This is a genomic window from Streptomyces sp. NPDC101165 (assembly GCF_044768135.1).
In the GTDB taxonomy this organism is placed as follows: domain Bacteria; phylum Actinomycetota; class Actinomycetes; order Streptomycetales; family Streptomycetaceae; genus Streptomyces.
In genome coordinates this window covers 86,497-106,767 of the sequence record NZ_JBIWPG010000003.1, presented here as the reverse complement: position 1 = coordinate 106,767, position 20,271 = coordinate 86,497, and the positions used below count along the sequence as shown (strand labels likewise).

The 20,271-nt window shown below is 71.8% G+C and carries 21 protein-coding genes and 1 pseudogene; 7 read left to right on the top strand and 15 right to left on the bottom strand.

The features are described 5' to 3' along the window. Positions 1–86: 86 nt before the first annotated feature. Positions 87–1,058, top strand: coding sequence for an NAD(P)-dependent alcohol dehydrogenase (locus ACIRVH_RS07115; RefSeq protein WP_403949001.1), 972 nt, complete (start codon positions 87–89; stop codon positions 1,056–1,058). A gap of 84 nt (positions 1,059–1,142) precedes the next feature. On the opposite strand, the gene ACIRVH_RS07110 is transcribed toward ACIRVH_RS07115, so the two are convergent. Together ACIRVH_RS07110 and ACIRVH_RS07105 are read right to left on the bottom strand one after the other, a co-directional pair. Beyond that, complete coding sequence (locus tag ACIRVH_RS07110; RefSeq protein WP_403948999.1) at positions 1,143–1,508, bottom strand: cupin domain-containing protein; 366 nt, start codon at positions 1,506–1,508, stop codon at positions 1,143–1,145. A gap of 213 nt (positions 1,509–1,721) precedes the next feature. Continuing rightward, complete coding sequence (locus ACIRVH_RS07105) at positions 1,722–2,396, bottom strand: hypothetical protein (protein ID WP_403948997.1); 675 nt, start codon at positions 2,394–2,396, stop codon at positions 1,722–1,724. A 52-nt stretch (positions 2,397–2,448) separates the two neighbouring features. On the opposite strand from ACIRVH_RS07105, the gene ACIRVH_RS07100 reads away from it, so the two are divergent. Both ACIRVH_RS07100 and ACIRVH_RS07095 read left to right on the top strand, forming a co-directional pair. Beyond that, on the top strand, positions 2,449–3,048 hold the full coding sequence (locus tag ACIRVH_RS07100) for an HD domain-containing protein (protein WP_403948994.1): 600 nt from the start codon (positions 2,449–2,451) through the stop codon (positions 3,046–3,048). Positions 3,049–3,050: 2 nt separating this feature from the next. Continuing rightward, positions 3,051–3,608 (top strand): annotated as a pseudogene (locus ACIRVH_RS07095) (GNAT family N-acetyltransferase). A 1-nt stretch (position 3,609) separates the two neighbouring features. Here ACIRVH_RS07095 and ACIRVH_RS07090 read toward each other — a convergent pair. Continuing rightward, positions 3,610–4,515 (bottom strand): LysR family transcriptional regulator, encoded by a 906-nt coding sequence (locus tag ACIRVH_RS07090; RefSeq protein ID WP_403948992.1) that lies wholly within the window; start codon positions 4,513–4,515, stop codon positions 3,610–3,612. Between the two features lie 155 nt (positions 4,516–4,670). Between ACIRVH_RS07090 and ACIRVH_RS07085 the strand changes: the two genes are divergently transcribed. The 4 genes from ACIRVH_RS07085 (at position 4,671) to ACIRVH_RS07070 (ending at position 8,197) form a co-directional block, all read left to right on the top strand. Further along, entirely contained in the window at positions 4,671–5,366 is a 696-nt protein-coding gene (locus ACIRVH_RS07085; RefSeq protein WP_403948990.1) for a type 1 glutamine amidotransferase domain-containing protein, read from the top strand. Between the two features lie 683 nt (positions 5,367–6,049). Further along, positions 6,050–6,736, top strand: coding sequence for an RNA polymerase sigma factor (locus ACIRVH_RS07080; protein WP_403948988.1), 687 nt, complete (start codon positions 6,050–6,052; stop codon positions 6,734–6,736). Beyond that, positions 6,733–7,074: a hypothetical protein gene (locus tag ACIRVH_RS07075; RefSeq protein ID WP_403948986.1), complete on the top strand. Its 342-nt coding sequence runs from the start codon at positions 6,733–6,735 to the stop codon at positions 7,072–7,074. Before ACIRVH_RS07080 ends, ACIRVH_RS07075 begins: the two co-directional genes overlap by 4 nt. A 157-nt stretch (positions 7,075–7,231) precedes the next feature. Beyond that, a complete protein-coding gene (locus ACIRVH_RS07070) occupies positions 7,232–8,197 on the top strand; it encodes a pirin family protein (protein WP_403948984.1) in 966 nt (321 codons plus the stop codon). Between the two features lie 552 nt (positions 8,198–8,749). Here the strand turns inward: ACIRVH_RS07070 and ACIRVH_RS07065 are convergent. The 12 genes from ACIRVH_RS07065 to ACIRVH_RS07010 form a co-directional block, all read right to left on the bottom strand. After that, positions 8,750–9,115 (bottom strand): hypothetical protein, encoded by a 366-nt coding sequence (locus ACIRVH_RS07065; protein ID WP_403948982.1) that lies wholly within the window; start codon positions 9,113–9,115, stop codon positions 8,750–8,752. Beyond that, complete coding sequence (locus ACIRVH_RS07060; protein ID WP_403948979.1) at positions 9,102–9,344, bottom strand: rhodanese-like domain-containing protein; 243 nt, start codon at positions 9,342–9,344, stop codon at positions 9,102–9,104. Before ACIRVH_RS07060 ends, ACIRVH_RS07065 begins: the two co-directional genes overlap by 14 nt. A gap of 329 nt (positions 9,345–9,673) precedes the next feature. Continuing rightward, positions 9,674–9,934, bottom strand: a complete 261-nt coding sequence (locus ACIRVH_RS07055) for a hypothetical protein (protein WP_403948977.1) — start codon at positions 9,932–9,934, stop codon at positions 9,674–9,676. 2 nt (positions 9,935–9,936) lie between these two features. Next, complete coding sequence (locus ACIRVH_RS07050; protein ID WP_403948975.1) at positions 9,937–11,646, bottom strand: FAD-dependent oxidoreductase; 1,710 nt, start codon at positions 11,644–11,646, stop codon at positions 9,937–9,939. Beyond that, positions 11,643–12,389 carry a ferric reductase-like transmembrane domain-containing protein gene (locus tag ACIRVH_RS07045; protein WP_403948972.1) on the bottom strand — a complete coding sequence of 249 codons (747 nt, stop codon included), beginning with the start codon at positions 12,387–12,389 and terminating at the stop codon, positions 11,643–11,645. The genes ACIRVH_RS07050 and ACIRVH_RS07045 overlap by 4 nt, the downstream gene beginning before the upstream one ends. Before the next feature lie 904 nt (positions 12,390–13,293). After that, positions 13,294–13,932 carry a hypothetical protein gene (locus ACIRVH_RS07040; RefSeq protein WP_403948969.1) on the bottom strand — a complete coding sequence of 213 codons (639 nt, stop codon included), beginning with the start codon at positions 13,930–13,932 and terminating at the stop codon, positions 13,294–13,296. A gap of 118 nt (positions 13,933–14,050) precedes the next feature. Next, positions 14,051–14,296, bottom strand: coding sequence for a ferredoxin (locus ACIRVH_RS07035; protein WP_403948966.1), 246 nt, complete (start codon positions 14,294–14,296; stop codon positions 14,051–14,053). A 5-nt stretch (positions 14,297–14,301) separates the two neighbouring features. Beyond that, positions 14,302–15,657 carry an NADH-ubiquinone oxidoreductase-F iron-sulfur binding region domain-containing protein gene (locus tag ACIRVH_RS07030; RefSeq protein ID WP_403948963.1) on the bottom strand — a complete coding sequence of 452 codons (1,356 nt, stop codon included), beginning with the start codon at positions 15,655–15,657 and terminating at the stop codon, positions 14,302–14,304. Continuing rightward, on the bottom strand, positions 15,654–16,412 hold the full coding sequence (locus ACIRVH_RS07025) for a ferric reductase-like transmembrane domain-containing protein (protein ID WP_403948961.1): 759 nt from the start codon (positions 16,410–16,412) through the stop codon (positions 15,654–15,656). Before ACIRVH_RS07025 ends, ACIRVH_RS07030 begins: the two co-directional genes overlap by 4 nt. After that, the gene (locus tag ACIRVH_RS07020) at positions 16,409–17,356 is read right to left on the bottom strand and encodes an FAD:protein FMN transferase (RefSeq protein WP_403948958.1); all 948 of its coding nucleotides are present in this window, start codon (positions 17,354–17,356) and stop codon (positions 16,409–16,411) included. Before ACIRVH_RS07020 ends, ACIRVH_RS07025 begins: the two co-directional genes overlap by 4 nt. A gap of 700 nt (positions 17,357–18,056) precedes the next feature. Next, a complete protein-coding gene (locus tag ACIRVH_RS07015) occupies positions 18,057–19,454 on the bottom strand; it encodes a sensor histidine kinase (protein WP_403948955.1) in 1,398 nt (465 codons plus the stop codon). A 6-nt stretch (positions 19,455–19,460) separates the two neighbouring features. Continuing rightward, entirely contained in the window at positions 19,461–20,156 is a 696-nt protein-coding gene (locus ACIRVH_RS07010; protein ID WP_403948953.1) for a response regulator transcription factor, read from the bottom strand. Positions 20,157–20,271 lie beyond the last annotated feature (115 nt).

Below are 20,271 nucleotides of genomic sequence, written 5' to 3'. Positions count from 1 at the left end.
GTCCTTCCCCGGGACTACGGCGCTTCCCCGATGCCCGGCCGGCGCACCTCGCTCTAACCTGCGGGTACAGAGCGAGGGGGGAGATCATGAAGGCAGTGGTCCAGGACCGGTACGGCTCACCGGACGTACTGGAACTGCGGGACGTGGACACGCCGGTGCCCGGTGACGACGAGGTGCTGGTGCGGGTGCGGGCCGCCGGGTTGAACGCGTACGACTGGCACCTCATGCGCGGTGACCCGTACGTGGCCCGGCTGGCGCTCGGACCGCGCGCGCCCCGGGCCCGGATCCGGGGCCGGGACTTCGCGGGCGAGGTGGCGGCCGTCGGCCGGAACGTGCGGGACCTCCGGCCGGGCGACGAGGTGTTCGGCGAGGTCGACGGCACGTTCGCGGAGTACGTGTGCGTCCCGGACGCCTGGGTGGAGCGCAAACCCGCGACCCTGACCTTCGAGCAGGCGGCGACCCTGCCGCTGGCGGGGAACACCGCCCTGCGTGGTCTGCGTGACGTGGCGGGGCTGCGGTCGGGCCAGCATGTGCTGATCAACGGGGCCTCCGGCGGGGTCGGCACATTCGCCGTGCAGATCGCCAAGGCGTTCGGCGCGGAGGTGACCGGCGTGTGCAGCACGCGCAACGCCGAGCTGGTCCGCTCGCTGGGTGCGGACCACGTCGTCGACTACACGCGGGAGGACTTCACACGCGGCGGGCGGCGGTACGACGTCGTCCTCGATCTTGCGGCCGGCCACGGGATCGCCGGCCTCCGGCGTGCCCTCGCGCCCACCGGGACGCTCGTCCTCGGCAGCGGGGGCAGTCCGGGGCAGGTCCTCGGGGCTCCCGTCCTCATCCTCCAGGGGCTCGTGCTCTCCCCGTTCGTCCGTCAGCGGCTGCGTCCGCTCATCGGCCCGACACCGAGCAAGGCGGTGCTGGCGGAGCTGCGCGAGCTGGCCGACTCCGGGAAGCTCGCCCCGGTGATCGACCGGACGTACCCGCTGGGCGAGGCGCCCGAGGCCATCCGGTACCTGGAGGAGGAGCACGCGCGCGGGAAGGTCGTCGTCACGGTCTGACCGGGGCGGCCTGGACGCACGGGTGCACTCGGCACACGGGTGCCCCGCGGTGACGGGCGCACCGCGGGGCACCTGCGGGACGCGTCAGGTCCCCGAAGCCTTCGCGTAGTTCTGCGCCGTGGGTCCCGCGAAGTCGTACACCACGACCTGCTCGTCTCCCACGACCCACGCGTCGTGCCCAGGCGGGCACATGAAGACGTCGCCGGGGCCCACCTCACCCTCACCGCCGTCGTCCATGCGGATGTGCAGCCGACCCTGAACGACATAGGCGCTGTGCGGGAACTGGCAGCTTTCGGTGCCCGCGATCGGCGCCACGGACTCGGACCAGCGCCAGCCCGGTTCGAACGTGCCCACGGCGAAGTCGAGCCCGGTCAGGTGGACGGCTTCGAGATGGCCCCGGGGAAAGTCACGCCGCTCGTCCGGCTTGTCTACCGTCTTCACTTCCAACATGACGGTGTCCTCCCTTCCGGCCGCTCGCCACGGCCGGGGCGGGTCGCCGTCTCCCGGCGGCACCGGCGTTCCGGCGGCGGCCGCACCCCACGGCACCATCGTCTGCCCGTCAACTGGGAGCCGCCATTCGGGCGGACGACGGCGCACCACGGGAGACAACGTTGTCACCCTTCGGTAAGCACTCCCGCTCCTCACCGTCTCTCCCGATGCGCGTCAGCGCCGGACGGCACTCGGCGCCGGCACCCCGGCCCCATCACCGGTCCGCTCGACGCGTCCTACGGTGAACACCGCACAGACATAGGCGAGATCGAGGACGAGGCAGCCGAGGTAGAGGTAGTACATCAGGGCGTTGTCGTAGCGCGGGTCCCCGTCCGGGTCGGTGAGCATCGACAGCGAGGCGCAGGCGGTGCCCAGCAGCTTGGTCACGGCGATTCCCACCGACTGGCCGCGCGTGCCGCGGCGGGCGGCCAGCATCGCCAGGAACATCCCGGACATGGCCAGGTTGCTGCCGAACGCGGTGATCGCACCGACACCCTCGTCGAACTGCTCGGACGCGTAGTTCATGCCCGGGTAGGCGAGAGCGAGCAGGACGGCCAGCGCGGGCAGGAACAACCGGGCGGGCAGGTAGGGGAATTCGGACCGCCCGAAGCGTACGACGGTGTAGCCGATGGCGAGGTCGAAGCAGAACCAGACGATGTTGATCACGTGCATGACCCCGGACGGCGGCCGCACGAACGCGAACATGAACTCCCAGCTGATGTTCGTCGCGAACGCGACGACAGGCATCCCGAACGTGCGCTCCCGCAGCCCCGTGCGGATCAACAGCACGTACGCGACACTCCAGAAGAGCCCCGTTCCGAGCAGAAACCCTGTGTGCACCGCGCCCACGACCGCCCTCCGTACACAGACCGTCACGCCCGACGGCGCCTACTCTGACACGGTGACAGCCAAGAGCACAGCGTCGATCGCGATGGACGACACCGTCGACCCACCGCTGCGGCCGCTTCCCGAGCGGGCCGCCGCTCTATTGGCGCGAGTTGACGCCCCACCGCGTCTGGTGGCCCACCTTCGGGCGGTGCACGACGTGGCGGCACAGCTCGTGGACTGGATGCAACGGCACTGTCCCGGGCTGGAGTTCGACGCGGAGGCCGTGCTCTTCGGCGCCGCGACGCACGACATCGGCAAGGCCGTGCACGTGGCCGAGTTGTCCGGCCCGGGCGCACGGCACGAGGAGGCCGGGCGGGGACTGCTGGTGAAGCACGGTGTGGAGCCCGGACTGGCCCGGTTCGCCGGCACGCACGCCTCCTGGACCGCGGCCGGGATCGGCATGGAGGACCTCCTCGTGAACCTCGCCGACAAGGTGTGGAAGGACAAACGCGTACCGGAGCTGGAGGACCTGATCGTGGGCCGGCTGGCCGGAGTCGACGGGCGGGAGGGCTGGGAGTGGTTTCTGGAGTTGGACGAGGTCCTCGTGGAGATCGGGGAGGGAGCCGGCCGCAGGCTGGCGTGGCAGATGTCCCAGCCTCTCGCTCGAAGGTGACCATGTACGCGATCCCTCTCGGTGACGACGGTGCCGAGTTGAGTCCTCTCGGGCCTTGGCAGGCCGGGGAGTTCCTTGCGCACGTGGACCGGGGGCGGGAGTTCGTCGGGCGGTTCAACGGGCTGCCGGACGTGGTCACGGATGTGGCGTCCAGCCGGGCGTTCCTGTAGGCGTACGCCGAGAAGGAGGCGGCCGACGCCGGGGGTCTCTGCGGGATCCGGTACGGCGGCACGCTCGTCGGGGCGGTGATCCTGCGCCGGATGGACGTGCCGCGGGGCACCGCCGAGGCGGGCCGCCGGTTGGAGCCGGCGGCGGTGGGCCGGGGTCTGGTGACCCGGGCGGCCCGGGTGCTGGTCGACTGGGCGACCCGGGAGCGGGGCATCCGCCGCGTCGAGTGGTGGGTGTCGCCGGAGAACGCGCCCAGCATCGCGGTCGCACGGCGACTCCGCATGCACAAGGACGCTGTCCTCAGGGAGAGTTACCTGTACCGGGGAATGCGGCACGACGAGGAGATCTGGTCGGTGCCGGCACCGGAGTGGCTGTCCGGTCCCGGCGAGTGAGCTACCAGGTCCGCCCCGACCGCAGCAGCAGTTCGCGGACGCGGACCACGTCGGGGTTGTCCGAGGCACCTGGGCGCTGGACGAGGAAGCCCGTGTTGATCGGCGGGTCCTCCGGCTCCAGCAGTTCCAGGAGCGCGCCCGACGCCAGCCCGTCCGCGCACAGATAGCGGGGCAGCACGCTGAACCCCGCGCCCGCGACCACCACCGCCAGCACCCCGCGCAGATCGGGCACGGTCACGGCGGCGGAGCAGGACAGACGCCGGCCGAAGACGTGCCGCCAGTAACGGCGGGCGATCGGCAGGTCCTCGGCGTAGGTGATCAGGGGTACGGAGTGCAGGGCGGCCGGCCCTTCGACGGGCAGCCGGTCCCTCAGCCGCTCGGCCCAGACGGGCGCGGCGACCAGGACGAACTCCTCGTCGGCCAGCGGCACGGCGTGGAGCGTGCGGCCGCGCGGGCGGGCGGTGGCGATCACCAGGTCGTGGCGGCCCGCGCGCAGCTCGTCCAGCAGCGGATCGGTCAGGCCGGTGGCCACCCGCAGCCGTACGCCCTCGGCGACGAGCGGGGCCAGGGCGGGCAGGACGGTCGTGCAGAGGAACTCGGCGGGCCCGGCGAGGTGAACGGGCTCCGGACGCACCCCCTCGCGCGGCTCGGGACCGGCGACGGCGGCCAGCTCGTCCAGGGGAGCGGCGATCCGGGCGGCCAGTTCCTCGGCCACCTGCGTCGGCGCCACCCCGCGCGGCAGCCGTTCGAACAGTTCCCGGCCGGTCTGCCGTTCCAGCGTGCGCATCTGCGTCGTCACCGTCGGCTGCGACAGGCCCAGCAGGCGGGCGGCGCCGGTGAAGGAGCCGGAGCGGTAGACCGCGAGGAAGGTGCGCAGCAGGTTCAGGTCGAGAGCAGGGATGTCCACGGGGCCGAGTATTCACCGGACCGCGCTCCGCGCGACCCATAGGGGATCCTATGTCTGCCATTCGCCGCTTCATTGGTTGCCTATGAGTGGTGTCGCCTACGTTTGCGACACGAGCGCACGTTCCACAAGCGCAATGTTCAGGGAGCAGAAGACCCATGTCGAAGATCCTTTTCGTACTGACCGGCGCCACCCACTGGACGCTCGCCGACGGCACCCGGCACCCGACCGGCTTCTGGGCCGAGGAGGCCGTGGTCCCGTACCGCGCCCTCAAGGCCGCAGGCCACGAGGTCGTCGTCGCCACGCCGGGCGGTGTGGTGCCCGCGGTCGACCGGGCGAGCCTCGCGCCCGAGTTCAACGGCGGTCAGGAGGGGGCCGACAGGACGGCGCGCGCCCTGGAGGAGATGACCGAGCTGCGGGAACCGGTGAAGCTGGCGGAAGTCGACCTCGACGACTTCGCCGCCGTGTTCTACCCCGGCGGGCACGGGCCCATGGAGGATCTGGCCGTGGACGCCGACTCGGGCCGCCTGCTGACCGCGACCCTCGACTCGGGCAAGCCGCTGGCGGTGGTCTGCCACGGTCCGGCCGCGCTGCTCGCGGCGGTGCGGGCGGACGGCTCGAACGCCTTCGCCGGCTACCGGGTGGCTGCCTTCACCAATGAGGAGGAGACGCAGGGCGGGCTCGCCGACCGGGCCAGGTGGCTGCTCCAGGACCGGCTGACCGAGGCGGGTGTCGAGGTCCAGGTGGCCGAGCCGTGGGCGCCCCACCTGGTCGTCGACCGCAACCTGGTCACCGGTCAGAACCCGGCCTCCTCCGCACCGGTCGCCGAGGAGCTGCTGAAGAAGCTGAGCTGAAGCAGCCGGCTGCTGCGGCTGGGCCGATGCCGCCGCGCTGCTGAGCGGCGGCCGACCACATGTGCGGAAAATTGGTCGGCCGTCGCCTGCAACCTCGCGCGGGGCCGGACGTCTGTCGGGGTGGAGGCCTCCACTTCGACCGATGTCCGAGCGACCCGAGCAACCGAAGGAACACATGTCCGCACACCGTGTCCCCCGCCCTCGCCGCATCCGCAGGCTGCGTACCGTCCTGGGGGTCTCCGCCGTGGGCGCGGCCCTGGCCGTAGGCGGCACCGTGACTGCCCAGGCGGTCCAGAGCAGCGCCCATGCCACGCCGTCGCCCGTGCCGTCCCCGGTCCGTACGGCGACGCCGACGCCGGTGCCGTCGGCCCCCCACACAGGCACTCCGACTCCGGTGCCGTCCGTCCCCCACACAGGCACTCCCACTCCGGTGCCGTCCCCCACGCACCCGGGGACGCCGCAGCCCGTGCCGGCCACTCCCTCACCGGTCCCGTCCACGGCAGCTCCGGCCCCGGTGCCGGTACCGCGCCCCACCCACGGCCACGGCCACGGGTCTGCGTCGCCGAGCCCGGTCCCCGTGACCGGGTACGCGACGCCCTCGCCGGTTCCGCAGCACCACTGAGGCATGCCGGTGTGCGGGGAGGCGCCCGGTGCGGCTCCCCGCACACCCGGTCGGGAGATCCATGACGACAGCGACACCACCGGCGGCGGCCCTGCCCTGGGACCGGGCCGGTACTCCGGAGTCCGCACCGGCCTGGCGCAGGTTCAGGCATGCGCTGCGGGCCCGCGTCCTCACGCGCGTACGCGCCGGTGCGACCGCGGCCCCCGCACCCCGCGACGCCGGTGACGGCACCGCGGCCCGGGGCGCGGTCGTCCCCGAACGCCGTCCCGGCATCGAGGAGTTGTACCACCACCGCCGGCTGTCCCTGGTGCGCCTGGCGGTGCTGCTGGTGGACGACCTGCCGACGGCCGAGGACGTCGTACAGGACGCCTTCACGGCACTGTTCCGCCGCCACGGTCACCGGCTCGGCTCGCTGGACGACCCGGAGGCGTACCTGCGGACCAGTGTCGTCAACGCGGCCCGCTCGGTGCTGCGGCGGCGCAGGACCGTACGGGCGCACACCCCCGAACCGGAGCAGCACGCCCCCGCACCGGAGGAGGACGTCCTGCTCCACGAGGACCACCGTGAGGTGCTGGCGGCCCTGCGGACACTGACCCCGCGTCAGCGTGAGGTACTGGTCCTGCGCTACTGGTCGCACCTGTCAGAGGCCGAGATCGCGGCGACGCTCGGTCTGTCGCGCGGCGCCGTCAAGTCCACCGCCAGCAGGGCGCTGGATGCCCTCGGCCGACGTCTGGAGGGTCTGCGATGAACGAGTCCGGCACCGGGACCGCGCCGACGCCGGTCGAGGAGCGGCTGCGGGCCGCCCTCGCCGCCCGGGCACACTCCGTCGGCCCGGCCGACCTGCGGCCGCTGCGCCCGCCGACCGGGGCGGTCCGCCCCCGCCGGGTGCTCGTGCGCCGGGCCGCGGTGGGTCTGCTGGCCCTGGCCGCGGTGGCCGCCCTGGTGTTCTTCACGGTCCGTGGCCGCCCGACCCACCCGACCGAGCCGGCCCGCTCCCCCCGGCCGACGATCGGCACCCCCTCCCCGGTCCCCAGCCCCGTCCGCCCGTCCACGGCCGTGCCGACCCCGGCCTCCCCGACGCCGTAGTCCGGTGAACTACGCCCCGGTGCGGGCGAGTCCTGACTGCAAGTCAGTTGATTGACTTACCCAAGTGGGTCCGGATTTCTCCGGCCCCGTGCACCCCTCGCGCCTCACCCGTCCACACGCTCGGCAACGAAGACGACCTGACGCTAAGTTGGGCGGCATGAGCAACCTTGACCGCGCTCCCGTACCGAGCGTGTGCGGCGGCCGCGGATTCGTCGTCGCCGAACCCGTCCGCGAGCTGCTGAGCCCCCGCGTGGTGAAACTCGGGGAGTCGACCGAGGTCCGCCGACTGCTGCCGAACCTCGGCCGGCGCATGATCGGCGCGTGGGCCTTCGTCGACCACTACGGCCCCGACGACATCGCCGACGAGCCCGGCATGCAGGTCCCGCCGCATCCGCACCTCGGGTTGCAGACGGTCAGCTGGCTGCACGAGGGCGAGGTGCTGCACCGGGACTCCACCGGCAGCCTCCAGACGATCCGGCCCAAGCAGCTGGGCCTGATGACCTCGGGCCGGGCCATCAGCCACTCCGAGGAGAGCCCCAAGTCGCACGCCCGCTTCCTGCACGGCGCCCAGCTGTGGGTCGCGCTCCCGGACGAGCACCGCCACACCGACCCCAGGTTCGAGTACCACTCCGAACTGCCCACGGTCACCTCGCCCGGCCTGACCGCGACCGTGATCCTCGGCGACCTCGACGGATCGTCCTCCCCCGGTACGACGTTCACCCCGATCGTCGGCGCCGACCTCGCCCTCAGCCGGGGCGCCGACCTCCGTCTGCCCCTCGTACCGGACTTCGAGTACGGCGTGCTGGCCATGTCCGGCGAGGTGCACGTGGACGGCGTGCCGGTACTGCCCGGCTCGCTGCTCTACCTCGGCTGCGGCCGCACCGAACTTCCGCTGCGCGCCGAGTCGGACGCCGGGATCATGCTGCTGGGCGGCGAACCGTTCGCCGAGGAGCTGATCATGTGGTGGAACTTCGTCGCGCGCACTCAGGAGGAGATCGAGCAGGCCCGCACGGACTGGATGAGCGGGTCGAGGTTCGGCGAGGTGAAGGGGTACGACGGGGAGCCGTTGCCTGCGCCGGAGTTGCCGCCGGTGCCGCTGAAGGCGCGGGGTCGAGTGCGCTGAGCTGGGGCCTTTCAGCCCGGCACACAGACAGCCGGGCGAGGTGAAACACACCCCGCCCTGATCACTCAGACCGCACGAGCAATCCTCCTTGGCGCCACCCGCTCCACGCCACCTCGAAGTGCAAGTTTCGCCAGTCGCAGTCAGCCTTGGCCGGACTGACGCTGACCCGATGCCGAGTTTCCCGACGGGCAATCAGATCTCTCCAAGGCTCTCCGCTCACACCTACCGCGCCCTTCTCACCACATCGTTCTCGAACTCACGCCGCAAGTCGCCGGCGGATCACCCTTCCCTCGGCGAGCGCGGAACCCCTACCTCCTTCGGAACCATGCTGACCTGAGCCAGTGCCGGCGCGGGCAGATCCGGCAGACCGCCCAGGCGCTCACCGGGCAGGCCGTCACGGGACGGTCAGCCGCTCCAGCCCGCAAGGTGCTGCGGGGCCGCCGGGGGAATTCAAGGTCCCCGAACTCAATTGTTGGCGCTCCGTGAATTGCCGCCCCGCCCGGGGATACCGCCCGTTCCGATCATGACGGCCCCATTCGCGTGTCGTTGCGCTCAGACGCAGGAGCCCTTCTCGTCGGACCTGGGCAGCCCGACCAGGAGCAGCGTCACGTCGTCGTCATGCGCGGCCATGCCGGGAATCAGGGTTCTGATCTGCCGGTACGCCGATTGATCAAGACTCTCCGGATCAACGGGAGCGCCTTTCAGCGCGACGCCGAGAGCGTGAGCGAGGACGTCGATCTGGGCCTTGATGTCGGTGCCGGGCTTTCGACCAGTCCGTCGGTGTAGAGCGCAGGAGTGCTGCCCGGGGGGCAGCGGCTGGGTCGTCTGCCGGAACGGCACCCCGCCGCCGCACGAATCCTCGGAGCCACTCTCTGCACGCCCCGCGACCCGGTAGCCTCCCTGGTCAAGTTCGATCAAGAGACTTTTCCTGGCTGTACGCCACCACCTCCACCTCCTCCGGCAACTCGGCGATGCGGTCGGCGAGCTCCTCGACCGGGATGAAGATAGCGCCCGGGATGTGGCCGACCGCGTACTCCTCGGGCCGCACATCCAGGGCGACGATCTCGCCTGCCGCCTCACGAGCGAGCGCTGCCACATCCGCGCCACGCGAGCGGCAGACGACACCCTCCTCCGTCTGCTCCCGCATCGATGCCCTTCCGGCCGGCGCTCGCTTCCCATGGCTCCGCTGCAACGTCCCATGGTCGCCACGACTGGTCATCGTTTGTCGCGGACCGAGGCTGCCGTTCGCCCGCCCGCGGTGTCACACGTGAGGGAGGTGCGGTACGCGCGTCCCTGTGCTCAGGCTTCGCCCGACGGCCTCCCCATATCGCCACCCACCTGCGCAGAGGAACCTGGCGGGAGCACTGCGGAGCGTGCTTCCCCCCAACTCGATGCCATTCAACTCGCAGCAGTCGGTTTCGGCGACGCAGGCATAGGCTGCGCCCTCGGAGGAGCGCGCTCGTCGTACGCAGGCTGCTACTTCCGGGTTGAGCCCCTCAGAGCGTCGGAGCCGGTGCCGTCTCCCCCGGCCGCCGGTGCGGCCGGCGCCTTGCTCGGCGGCATCGGCGCGGCGGTGACCAGCACTCGTGCGTAGGCGCCCATCACCGCCGCGGTCACGACGAGGATCACCAGCCAGCGCAGATGCAGTCGGGCGGGCAGGCTCAGCGCCCAGGGCAGCAGTCCACCGGACGGTGGACGCCCGGAGCGGCGGCCACGTGCACGTCCGCCACGGCTCATCGTCAACTCCTTCCGTTCAGGGCCCGCGAGCGCGGACGGGACCGGCCGATCTGGTCGCGGTATTCGAGAAGTTCCAAGGGCATGTCGAAAGCAACGGCTGCCACGATCTGCGGGCCGTGGGCGGTCTCACGGGTGTAGCGGGCCACGAAACGCTCAGAGCGCAGCGACCCCTCGGTGATCTCCACCTCGGTTCCGAGAGCGGGGACTCCCACGGCCTGGATGCGGGTGCCGTGCTGCTCGGACCAGAAGCGCGGAACCGGCGCGAAACGTGCGGCGCGGTCCGGGCCGCGCAACAGCGCGTCGGCGGCGTGCTGGCCCATCTCCACGGCGTGGATGAGGTGTTCGGTCCGGCGCGGTACGGCGTCGAAGCGCAGATTGGGCCAGCGGGCCACGTCACCCGCGGCGACAACATGCGGAGTCGGCCGGCCCCAGCGGTCGATCGCGTGACAGGTAGGAGCGCACAGCACTCCGTCGGAGACGTCCAGCCCGCTGTCGCGCAGCCATTCCGTGCGCGGTTCACCGCCCAGGCCGAGGACGACGAAGTCCGCGTCGATCACATCCCCGTCGTCCAGGCGCAGCCTGAGGCCGTCGCCGTGGTCCTGCCAGTCGGTGATCCGGTTGCCGAGCCGTACGTCGACCCCCGCCCTGCCCTGGATGTCACCGACCACGGTGCCGACCCGCTCGCCGAGGACCCGGCGCAGCAGCGGCGCGCTGTGCACGACGAGGGTGACGTCCAGGCCGCGGTCCCGCAGTGTGCAGGCCAGTTCGCAGCCGACGAATCCGCCGCCCAGGATCACCACGTGGCGGGCGTGCGCGGCATTCATCGCCCGACGTACCGCGGTGGCGTCCTCCAGGGTGCGGATCGTGCGGACGCGATCGCTGAAGAGCGGGGCTTCGGGAAGGCGCTTGGCGTCCACCCCGGTGGCCACGACCAGACCTTCGAAGGGAAGCCGCTCGCCGCCCCGCAGGTGCAGGGCCGACCCGTAGAGGTCGAGGCCGACCAGTCTGGTGTCCAGCAGCCAGTGGGCGTCCAGCGCCTCCTCCGCCCTGAACGTCATCTGCTCCGCCTCCAGTTCGCCGGAGAGGAACTGCTTGGACAGGGGCGGGCGGCTGTAGGGGCGGTGTGCTTCCTCGCCCACGATGACGAGTTCTCCGTCGAAGCCGCGTTCTCTGAGCCGGCTGGCCGCGCTCAGGCCGGCCAGTCCCGCGCCGGCGACGACGATGCGCTTGCGGCTTGCGCGCGTCGACGCACCACTGCGCAGGGGACGTCCGGGAAGCCTTTCGCCGACGGAACCGGAGGCGCGGGTACGCCCTCCCTCGATCTTGATCGCCTGCATGGGGCAGCAGCGCACAGCCTGACGCGCTTTGGCCGCGAACTCCTCCGGAACGGCACGCGTGTAGTGCAGCGAGCCGCCCCCGGAGATCCGGAAGACCTCGGGTGCCTCCTGCTGGCATATCCCGTAGATGTGACAGCGGTTGTTGTCCACGCTGACCCGGACGGGCTCGTCCTCCGGGACCAGCACGGGGCGCGGCAGATCGAACGACTCGGCCGGAACCGGGGCGGCGACCGGGAGTTCGGCAGGTGCAGACCGCGCCGGGTTCACGACGCCGGGCTGGGCCTGCTGGGGAACGAACGGTACGACCCCGGGCCGGTGTCCCGGTGCCGTGGGGTGGAAGTGTTCCGCCCGGTGCCCGGTATGAGGGTGGTTCACCTGGCGGCTCCGGCCCCGCTCGGGAAGGCTCGCTGGCGCAGCCTGGAGCGCGAGGGAAGGAGGCGGATGAGGAAGGCCATCAGCACCGTGCCGGCACCCGCCGCCACGCCGACCGCGACCAGGTTCAGGTGGCGCGGTTCCGGGTGGACCAGAAAGATGTGCAGCCAGATCAGCGTGAAGGACACGTAGGCGAACTGATGGATCCGCAGCCAGCGGTGGTAGCCCAGGCGGTTCTGCAGCCACACCGAGCAGGCCACGGCGATCGCCAACTCCGTCCCCAGGATGCCCATTCCCACAGGAACGCGCTGGAGGCCGCCCAGGAAAGGCAGCGTCAGCTGCGCCCAGCCGATCCGCCAGATCGGCTGGTAGAGGAATGTCAGACCGTGGATGCCCCCGAAGATCATCGCTGAGAGAGCCAGTGTCATGTGGGCGCCGTAGAACGTGGCCCTGTTGACGGCGCGCTGCATGAACCGCAGTCTCAGCATCACCCCCAGGACGACCGTCGAGACCATCAGCACGTAGGCGATGAGCGCGGCCAGCCGTGCGATCTTGTGCACGCCCGTGTCGTACGGCACGTGCTCGCGGTACGCGTCCAACGGTGATCCCGGTATCGGCGGCGCGGCAGCGACAGCCTCGGGAGCCAGGAGCGCGGAGACGCCGACCACCGTCACGGCCACGACCAGCCACCTGGCGCACCCGACGACGGCAGGACTGCGCCTGGCCGACGCCTTGTCCCTCAGCATGTGGTGAGCTCCTCACATCGACACGCCCGCGGAACGCACGGGCGGGTCGGCCGGTCGGGCCGCCGCCGCACTCGAAGTGCGCTCATGCAGGGGATAACTCCAATGCTCCCGAGAGCGAGCCGCCTGCGGATGATTTCCCCTTCCCGAAGAGGCGGCGCGCTGATGGCGGCTGACGCTACACGAATCGGGACGGCGGATCGGCGCCTTCGGGAAGTCGAACACAAAGAGAATGCCACGGAATGTCCCCTTTGCGAAGCAAAAGCGGCCGGTTCCGTGGGCAGCCTCTGAATGTCCTCTGAATCCTGAGTTCACGCAGCGACTTTCGCGTGAAGATTGGGTCGACAGTGAGATCTCCATGTGAAAAGCACCACTTTGCCCGCTGTCCGCGCCGACCGTCGGAATCATTGCGACAAAAAGCGCGCTGATGGAGGAAGCTGTCACGCCGGCGCGGTATCACTGGAGAGCGGTGTGCGCGCATCGCCGCTCCATACGCAGGCCCGAGCGCTTCGTCGCGTTGGCGCGCGTCCTCAAGTGCTCCCGCCGGTGGGCCTGTCGGCTCCGTTCCTCTCGTCGGCAGGACCGAACTGCTGAAGACCCGGCCTTCGGTGCAACGCAGCGGTTTCGGAGAGATCCGAGAACCGAAGCCCAAATCGAATCGGGGCCTCTCGCCCCGCGCTCCCCTGCTCTTCGTGGATCAGCCGCAGCTTATGGTGCGGCGCAATGCAAGCCTGAACAATGTTCTCGTACTGACCGTACTGACCGTATGCCCGGCTTCTTTGCGCGTTGCGGAGAACGGCCTGATCGTTTGATGTGTGACACGGCGGCGTCGTCGGGAGAAGTGAGCAACCCATCGCCATGGTCGGCATGGTCAAGGACCCGGCTCTGGGAAAGGTGCCGGCGCGCGCTATCTGCTCCAGGCGGAGACCAGGTGAATCCCGGCGAGTGCGACGACCAGCCCGGCGCCGAGCGCGACCGCCAGCAGCGACCAGCGTCCGGCGCGCCCTGGGGCGACGATCCCGTGACGCGCAGGACGGCTGCGCAGGTCGGCGCTGATGAGACCTGGCAGGCGCCAGACGTAGGCGAGCACGTGCACGGTCATCACGGCGATCCAGCCGACGAAGCTGGCTTTGTGCAGCAGGAGCACCGGAACGGGGCCGGTGCCGGGTCCGAGCAGGGCCAGCGTCACTCCCGTACCGAGGACCGCGACACTCGTGGCGAGCACCAGCGGGCCGAGCACGCGCAACAGTGGTGCGGGTGGCCCTTTGCGGTGGTATGCGGGCGATCCGGTGTAGTAGCGGTAGAACCGGTAGCCGGTCGATCCGATCTTGAGGCAGACCGGGCCGGTCAGCAGCAGACCGATGAAGAAGTGCAGGGTGAGGAGTTGCCCGAGGAAGAGGATGGTGACGCCCTCGACGGCGAACAGGACCAGCAGCACAGCACCGGTGGCAGCGGTCAGCCGCTCGTTCCCCTCCGGGCCACCGGACATCTCGCCGGGGGGCTCGAACGATGCGTCCGCGGGTGTCCTGCCGTCGATCAAGGTCACTCGTCCGTCCTCCTGATGATCAGGCCCCGCCCAGCCCGGACGCCAGTGCTGTCCTGCCCGCTCCCGCGACCTGCGCCGTGGCGGCAGAAGTATGTCTGACGTGGGGTTAAGAACTCGTTCACGACCGCTGGGCCGGCTGCCGGTCCGGTGCACGCTCCGGTGTCCGGTCCAGGCGCAGTGCCAGCGCCGGGCACGCAGTCACCGCACGCCGCGCGTGCCCGAGAGCTTCACCCGTAAGAGGGGCCGATCCCACGATCGGGTAGCCCCACTCGTCCAACTCGACTAGTTCCGGCAGGAGTTCGGCGCAGAGGCCGTAGCCGTCGCATGCGACGCGGTCGATTCCGAGGGAGTGTGCAGCGGCCATGCCCATCACCTCCATTCCCGGTCGGCGGGTGCCGGTGTCTCCGGAACCGGTAGTACGGGCTCGTGTCCTGCCGCGGCACACGGGCCGAGGCTCAGGTGGTGCCGTACGTCGTCGGCGAAGACCCGCAAGGCGGTCGCCGCGAAGCGTGACGCGCCGTCAGGGTGTCGGCAGGCGCCGCGCCCGGCGAGCAGTCCCACACGGCCCTCCAGGCGCTGTGTCAGCTCCTGGGTGGGACGGCCCCAGGCGAGGTCCGCGAAGTCCGCGGCGACGGCCGGCAGCCCGAGCCGGCACGGCCCGCACTGGCCTGCGCTCTGCGCCGCGAGATAGCCGAGGACTCTGGCCGCCTCGGCCAGACCGCAGGCGCGGCCGGGAAGCGCCACGATCACTCCGGCACCGGGTCCCGCGCCGAGGGAGGCCAGGTCCTGTTTGGCGAACGGGACACGCAGCGCCTGCCCCACCGGCAGCCAACTGCCGAAGAAGCCACCCAGCAGGACGGACCCGAGCGGTTCCGCTGCTCCCCCGGCGACGTCCAGCACCTCACCGAGCGGGCGGCCCATGGGTACTTCGTAGACGCCGGGTGTGCGCAGCGCACCGGAGAGGGTCACCAGCGTGGTGCCCGCGGCATCGGGGCGCCCGGCGCTGCGGAACCAGCCGGGACCGTAGCGTGCGATCAGTGCGAGGTGGGCGAGGGTCTCGACGTTGTCGATCAGGGTGGGACGCCGGCCGACTCCCTTCTCGAAGGGGCGAGGCGGGGTCGCCATCGGGCGGGCGTCGCCGCCGTTCAGCCACCGCACCAGCGACGTCTCCTCGCTGGAGACGTAGTGGTGGGGCAGTTCGTGCACCAGGACCGGCACCGGGTCGAGGCCCGGCCTCCGACGTTTCTCGACGGCTTCACGAAGAGCGTGTGCCTGGTCCTGCCTGGTGCGCGGTATGCACAGGTGCGCCACGTCGGCGCCGACCGCGGCGGCGGCCAGCGCAGCGCCGTCCAGTACCAGGTGCGGGGCGAGGCTCAGTAGGGTCTCGTCCTTGCGGCTGGCCGGTTCGCTCTCCATACCGTTGGCTACGACCACGGCGGTGCCCCGCCCGGCGGCGACGGTGCGCAGTTTGCGGCCGGTGGGGAAGGCGGCGCCGCCCCTGCCGGTCAGCCCGGCGTCCTCCACCGCGCGCACGAGTCGTGCGGCCGCATCGGTGGAGCGGGGGAAGGGCGGTGGACCGTACCGGCGGAGGTGCTCGTCCAGGTCGGCTGCGCCGCCGGTGGCGTGCCAGCCGTGCAGCAGCCGGGAGCCGTACGGTCCCAGCATGCCGTCACGCCCGCCGCCGACCGGCAGGGTCGCCCGTCCGTCGGTTGTCGCGTCGGTCATTCGGACCCTTCCTCGTCATCGGTCGGCGCGGGTCCCGAGTGGCCGGTGCCCGTGCCCGTGTCCGTCCCCGTGCTCGCGGCTGTGGCGCCTCCCGCGCGGTGCGACCAGCCCGGTTGCAATGGCCCGGAGTTCATGAACGCGACCAGCACCACGGGCAGCGCAGCCGCCGTGATCCCCGCCCAGAGCCGCACCGCGACCCGGCCCGGGCCCGCCCGGTACAAGCGCCACCAGACGGCCGCGACGACGAGGGCGACGCAGGCGGCGTACAAGGCGAGTTGCAGTGTGAGCCGGGTGTCGGTGCCGGTCCCGGCGGCGTGGAAGAGCGTCACCGGCCAGGCCGCGTAGGCCAGCCAGTGCACGGCCTTCCACCGCCGCTGCCCCAGGCGCAGCCGTACCGCGCTGGTGGCCGCGACCGCGAGCAGCAGGTCGAACGCGACCGTGCCCAGTCCCAGCCAGAGCGGCCGGTACGAGGCGGTGAACGGCACCAGCGTCACCAGCCAGCCCAGGTGGACGAAGGTGTCGAGGATCGCGGTGACGATGTGCAGGGCCAGGAAGACCAGCGTCAGCACCGACAGGTTGCGGTGCAGCGCGCTCACCTCGAAGCGGGCGAGTCGCCGCGGTGTGTACCGGCCGCCCACGCCGATACCGAGCGCGACGGTCGCGGTGAGCAGCACCAGGGCGACGGTGCCACCGGCCCGGGTCGCGTACCAGAGCGGGCTGGGGCCGACTGCGGCCAGGGGGACGAGTCCGGTCACCGGGTGCCTCCGACGGTGTCCTCGGGCCAGCCGCAGACCCGCTCGACGGTCCCGTCCACGCGTACCAGCCGCGCGGGCAGCCCCGCCCGGCGCAGTCTGCAGAGGGCGCGTTCGCCGAGGACGACGGCCTCGGTACTGGCGGTGTTGGCAGCCACGCAACTGATGGCGGCGACGCTGACGGTCTGCCAGACCGGGAGGGGGATGTCGCCGGTGGCGGGATCGACGATGTGGTGCAGTCGCCGTCCCCCGCGGCGCCAGGTCCGCACGGTGGTGCCGGAGGTGGCGAGTCCACCCTCGGTGATGCTCACCGTGGGCGCGGCCGCGGAGTCGGGCGCAGCATGGTCGTCGGCGATGGCGATCCGCCAGCCTCCCGACGGCGCCTGGCCCGCGACGGAGAGGTCCCCGCCGAGGTTGACCAGGACGCCACAGCCCGTCGCGTCGGCGGCCCGGTGGGCGGCCCGGTCGGCGGCGAGGGCCTTGGCGGTCGCGCCCAGGTCGAGCGCGATGCCCGCGGGCAGCCGCAGCCGCCGGGCGGCCCGGTCCCATTCCACCGCCTGCCGGCCCGCGGAGGGTCCGGCGGGACGTACGGGGCCCAGGTCCTGCGGGCGCAGCGCGGCGAACGTGACGTCGTAGCCGAGCGCGCTCACGGCGGTTCCGACAGTGGGGTCCACGACACCCTCGGTCACCTCTGCCGCGTGCAGCGCCACGTCCAGTGCCTCGGCGAACAGAGCGCTCACATGGACGGAGGCTCCCGCCGAGGCGTTGGCACGGGACAGTTCCGAGTCGGGCCGGAAACGGCTGCACGCAGCGTCGACTGCGGCGAGTTCGGCGTCGAGCACGTGCCGTGCCACGGCCATGGCGCCGGGGTCGGCGACGAGCAGCGAGGCGGTGGTGCCCAGCGCGGGGAAGGAGACCGACGCCGGATGTGTGGCGGCGGACGTCATGACGCACCCGACGTGGTGTGCGACGGCTGTGGAGTCGCGGCCGGAGGCTTCGTCGCGGTGGGTGCGGAGGCTGCCGAATGTGTCGCCGAATGTGTGGCGGGGGGCGCGGTGGGAGTTGCCGGTCGCCGCGGAACGGTCATGTGCGGCGCCGTGCGGGAACGTGGTGCGGCGGTCCTGGACGGGGCCGCCGAGTGCGAAGCGGTCCGGGGCACGGAGGGCGTGCTCGACATGGGTGCGGGCGTGAGACCGGACGGCCGGGAGATGTTCCCGGGCGCGGACGAGGACTTCCCGGGCAGGGCGTGGGCGTATCCGGTGGCGAGCGCCACGGAGCCGGCCGCGGCAGCGGCGGCCACCCAGCGAGTGGTGCTTCCGACCCGGCGCAGGCCGCGGTCACGGCGCCGGCCGGCGGCCGACGTGGGGTGGTCGGGGTGGGACATGGTTCCTCCTCGGCCCTCGGCGTGCCGTCGTAAAGCGCCCGACACCGCGCGGCCACACCTGTGGGTATCCGTCCACCAGCCTGCGCAGGCATGTGTCGGGATCCGGTTCAGGAATCCTTCAGAACCCGCAAAGATCAGCAAACGTGCTGGTCTGGGCGGCGAGTCTGGCCTTACGGACGGGTCGGCGGACACGCCTGGGCAAGTCCGCGCTGTCTCCATGACGAGCCTGTGGCAGCCCGCGGCCGACATGGTCCCTCAGGGACTCAGGGGTCGCTCGCCCGCGTATCGCCGGAGCCGGGCTTCCCGTCGCGGTCGCGTCCGCGCCGGGACGCGGGCAGCGACAACGCCACGGTCAGCCCGCCACCGGGTGAATCCAGCAGGTCGGCGGTGCCGCCGTTGGCGGTGACCAGCCGGTGGACGATGGCCAGGCCCAGCCCGGCACCGCTCGCCTCGGGGTTGCCGAACCTACGGAACGATGTCTCCCGCGCCGCCCGGCTCATCCCGGGGCCGTTGTCGACGACCCGCAGCCGAACGGTTCCGCCCTGCCGCCTGCCGGTGATCAGCACCCGGCCGCCCTGCTGGACTGCGTCCAGGGAGTTGGCGATCAGGTTGTCGAGCACCTGCTCCAGATCGCCCTCGCCGAGGAAGGCGGTGAGTCCAGGGCGGCATTCGGCGGTGAGCCGAACACGGCCCGTGTGTGCGACGGGCTCCCAGGCCGCGACCCGTTCGGCCACGAGACGGTCCACCCTGACCGGCCCCGGTCGCGGCACCGCGTGCTCGGCACGGGCCACCGCCAGCAGACCGTCCACCAGCCGGGACAGCCGAGCGATCTCACCCTGCGCATCGGCCAGTTCCGCCGCGGTGTCCCCTTCGGCGTCGGCGGCGAGCAGATCCAACCGCAGCCGGAGCGCCGCCAGCGGAGTGCGCAGCTGGTGCGACACGTCGGCGACCACGGCACGATGACCGTGCACCAGGGCCTCGGTACGCGCGGCCATCGTGTTGAACGTCGCCGCGAGGCGGCGTACCTCCTGCGGTCCCGCCCCGGCCGGCGCCCGCACGTCCAGCGCCCCCTCCCCCAGCTGCTGCGCCGCCTCGTCCAGCACCCGCAGCGGACGGCCGACCCAGCGGGCCAGCAGTACCGCCACCAGCACGGCAGCACCGAGACCGCCGACGCCGATCAACGCGAGCCAGCCCCACATCGCCAGGATCCGGTCCTGCAGCGGATCGACGGACCGGCTCAGGACCGCGACCCCGACGGCATCCGAGGCGTCACCGATCGGCACGGAGGTGGTCAGCCACTGGTCGTCCTGGCGGACCCGGGTGCCGGGATCGGCGAGCACGGAGGCGACCAGCCGCGCGGAATCGTCCCCGGCCACATCGGAACAGGCGGTGGACAGCACCACATGGCCCGCCCTGTCGTAGACGGCCGCGCAGTCGCCTCTGCCGTGGGCCTCCTGGACGAGGTGCCGCGCCGCTGCGTCCCGCTTGCGGTCGGACAGATACTCCTCGGCCGCGGACGCGATGGACCGCGCCCTCGCGGCCGAGTCGTCCCGGAACGAGGTCTGCTCGCGCTGCGTCATGATCAGCCCGAGCGGTACCACCGCCAGCACCAGGACCGCGGTGATCAAGGCGAGGACGCTGAGCGCGATGCGGCGGGTCACGGCGCGTCAGCCGACTTCACCGAGGCGGAAACCGCGGCCGTAGACCGTCTCGACCAGTCCGGGCACACCCAGCTTGCGCCGCAACGCGGCCATATGGACGTCCAGCACCTTTGTGGGCCCGTACCAGTGGGCATCCCAGGCGCGTTCCAGGATCTCCTGGCGGGTCACGACCCGGCCCGGATCGGCGGCGAGGCACTGGAGTATGTCGAACTCCTTGGGGGTCAGGCCGATTTCCTCGCCGCTGACCGTCACCTTGCGGGTGCGCGGGTCGACGACGAGCGGGCCGTGAGCCAGCAGTTCTGGCCCGGACGGACGGATGCGCCGCAGTACGGCCCTGATGCGTGCCAGCAGTTCCGCCAGCCCGAAGGGCTTGACCAGGTAGTCGTCGGCGCCTTCGTCGAGTGCGGCGACCCGGTCGCCCTCCTCGCCGCGCGCGGTCACCACGATGATCGCCACGTCCGACTGTCGGCGCAGCACGCGGCAGACCTCGATGCCTTCCATGTCCGGCAGGCCGAGGTCGAGCAGGACCACATCAGGTGCCGGTACGTGGGTGAGCGCGCCACGTCCGGTGCTGACGCCGACCGCCCGGTAGCCGGCTCGTTCCAGGCCGCGCACCAGCGACCCGGCGAGCCCCGGGTCGTCCTCGACAACCAGCACCGTGAGCGCGTCCGGATCCGCCCGAGGGCCGATTTCCTGTTCCACGGCACCAGCGTAGGACGACGTGGACCGCTCTTCGGACCGGCGGAGGGCCGACACCTGGCACGGACGGAGGTCGGGCTCGTCCAAGGGCCGCTGCCGCCTCCGCCCGGCTTTGCCG

Bases quoted from the DNA above. Each gene is read 5' to 3' on its own strand.
- ACIRVH_RS07115 (WP_403949001.1), top strand. From the start codon at position 87: ATGAAGGCAGTGGTCCAGGACCGGTACGGCTCACCGGACGTACTGGAA.
- ACIRVH_RS07110 (WP_403948999.1), bottom strand. From the start codon at position 1,508: ATGTTGGAAGTGAAGACGGTAGACAAGCCGGACGAGCGGCGTGACTTT.
- ACIRVH_RS07085 (WP_403948990.1), top strand. From the start codon at position 4,671: ATGTCGAAGATCCTTTTCGTACTGACCGGCGCCACCCACTGGACGCTC.
- ACIRVH_RS07080 (WP_403948988.1), top strand. From the start codon at position 6,050: ATGACGACAGCGACACCACCGGCGGCGGCCCTGCCCTGGGACCGGGCC.
- ACIRVH_RS07075 (WP_403948986.1), top strand. From the start codon at position 6,733: ATGAACGAGTCCGGCACCGGGACCGCGCCGACGCCGGTCGAGGAGCGG.
- ACIRVH_RS07070 (WP_403948984.1), top strand. From the start codon at position 7,232: ATGAGCAACCTTGACCGCGCTCCCGTACCGAGCGTGTGCGGCGGCCGC.
- ACIRVH_RS07060 (WP_403948979.1), bottom strand. From the start codon at position 9,344: ATGCGGGAGCAGACGGAGGAGGGTGTCGTCTGCCGCTCGCGTGGCGCG.
- ACIRVH_RS07055 (WP_403948977.1), bottom strand. From the start codon at position 9,934: ATGAGCCGTGGCGGACGTGCACGTGGCCGCCGCTCCGGGCGTCCACCG.
- ACIRVH_RS07045 (WP_403948972.1), bottom strand. From the start codon at position 12,389: ATGCTGAGGGACAAGGCGTCGGCCAGGCGCAGTCCTGCCGTCGTCGGG.
- ACIRVH_RS07035 (WP_403948966.1), bottom strand. From the start codon at position 14,296: ATGGCCGCTGCACACTCCCTCGGAATCGACCGCGTCGCATGCGACGGC.
- ACIRVH_RS07030 (WP_403948963.1), bottom strand. From the start codon at position 15,657: ATGACCGACGCGACAACCGACGGACGGGCGACCCTGCCGGTCGGCGGC.
- ACIRVH_RS07020 (WP_403948958.1), bottom strand. From the start codon at position 17,356: ATGACGTCCGCCGCCACACATCCGGCGTCGGTCTCCTTCCCCGCGCTG.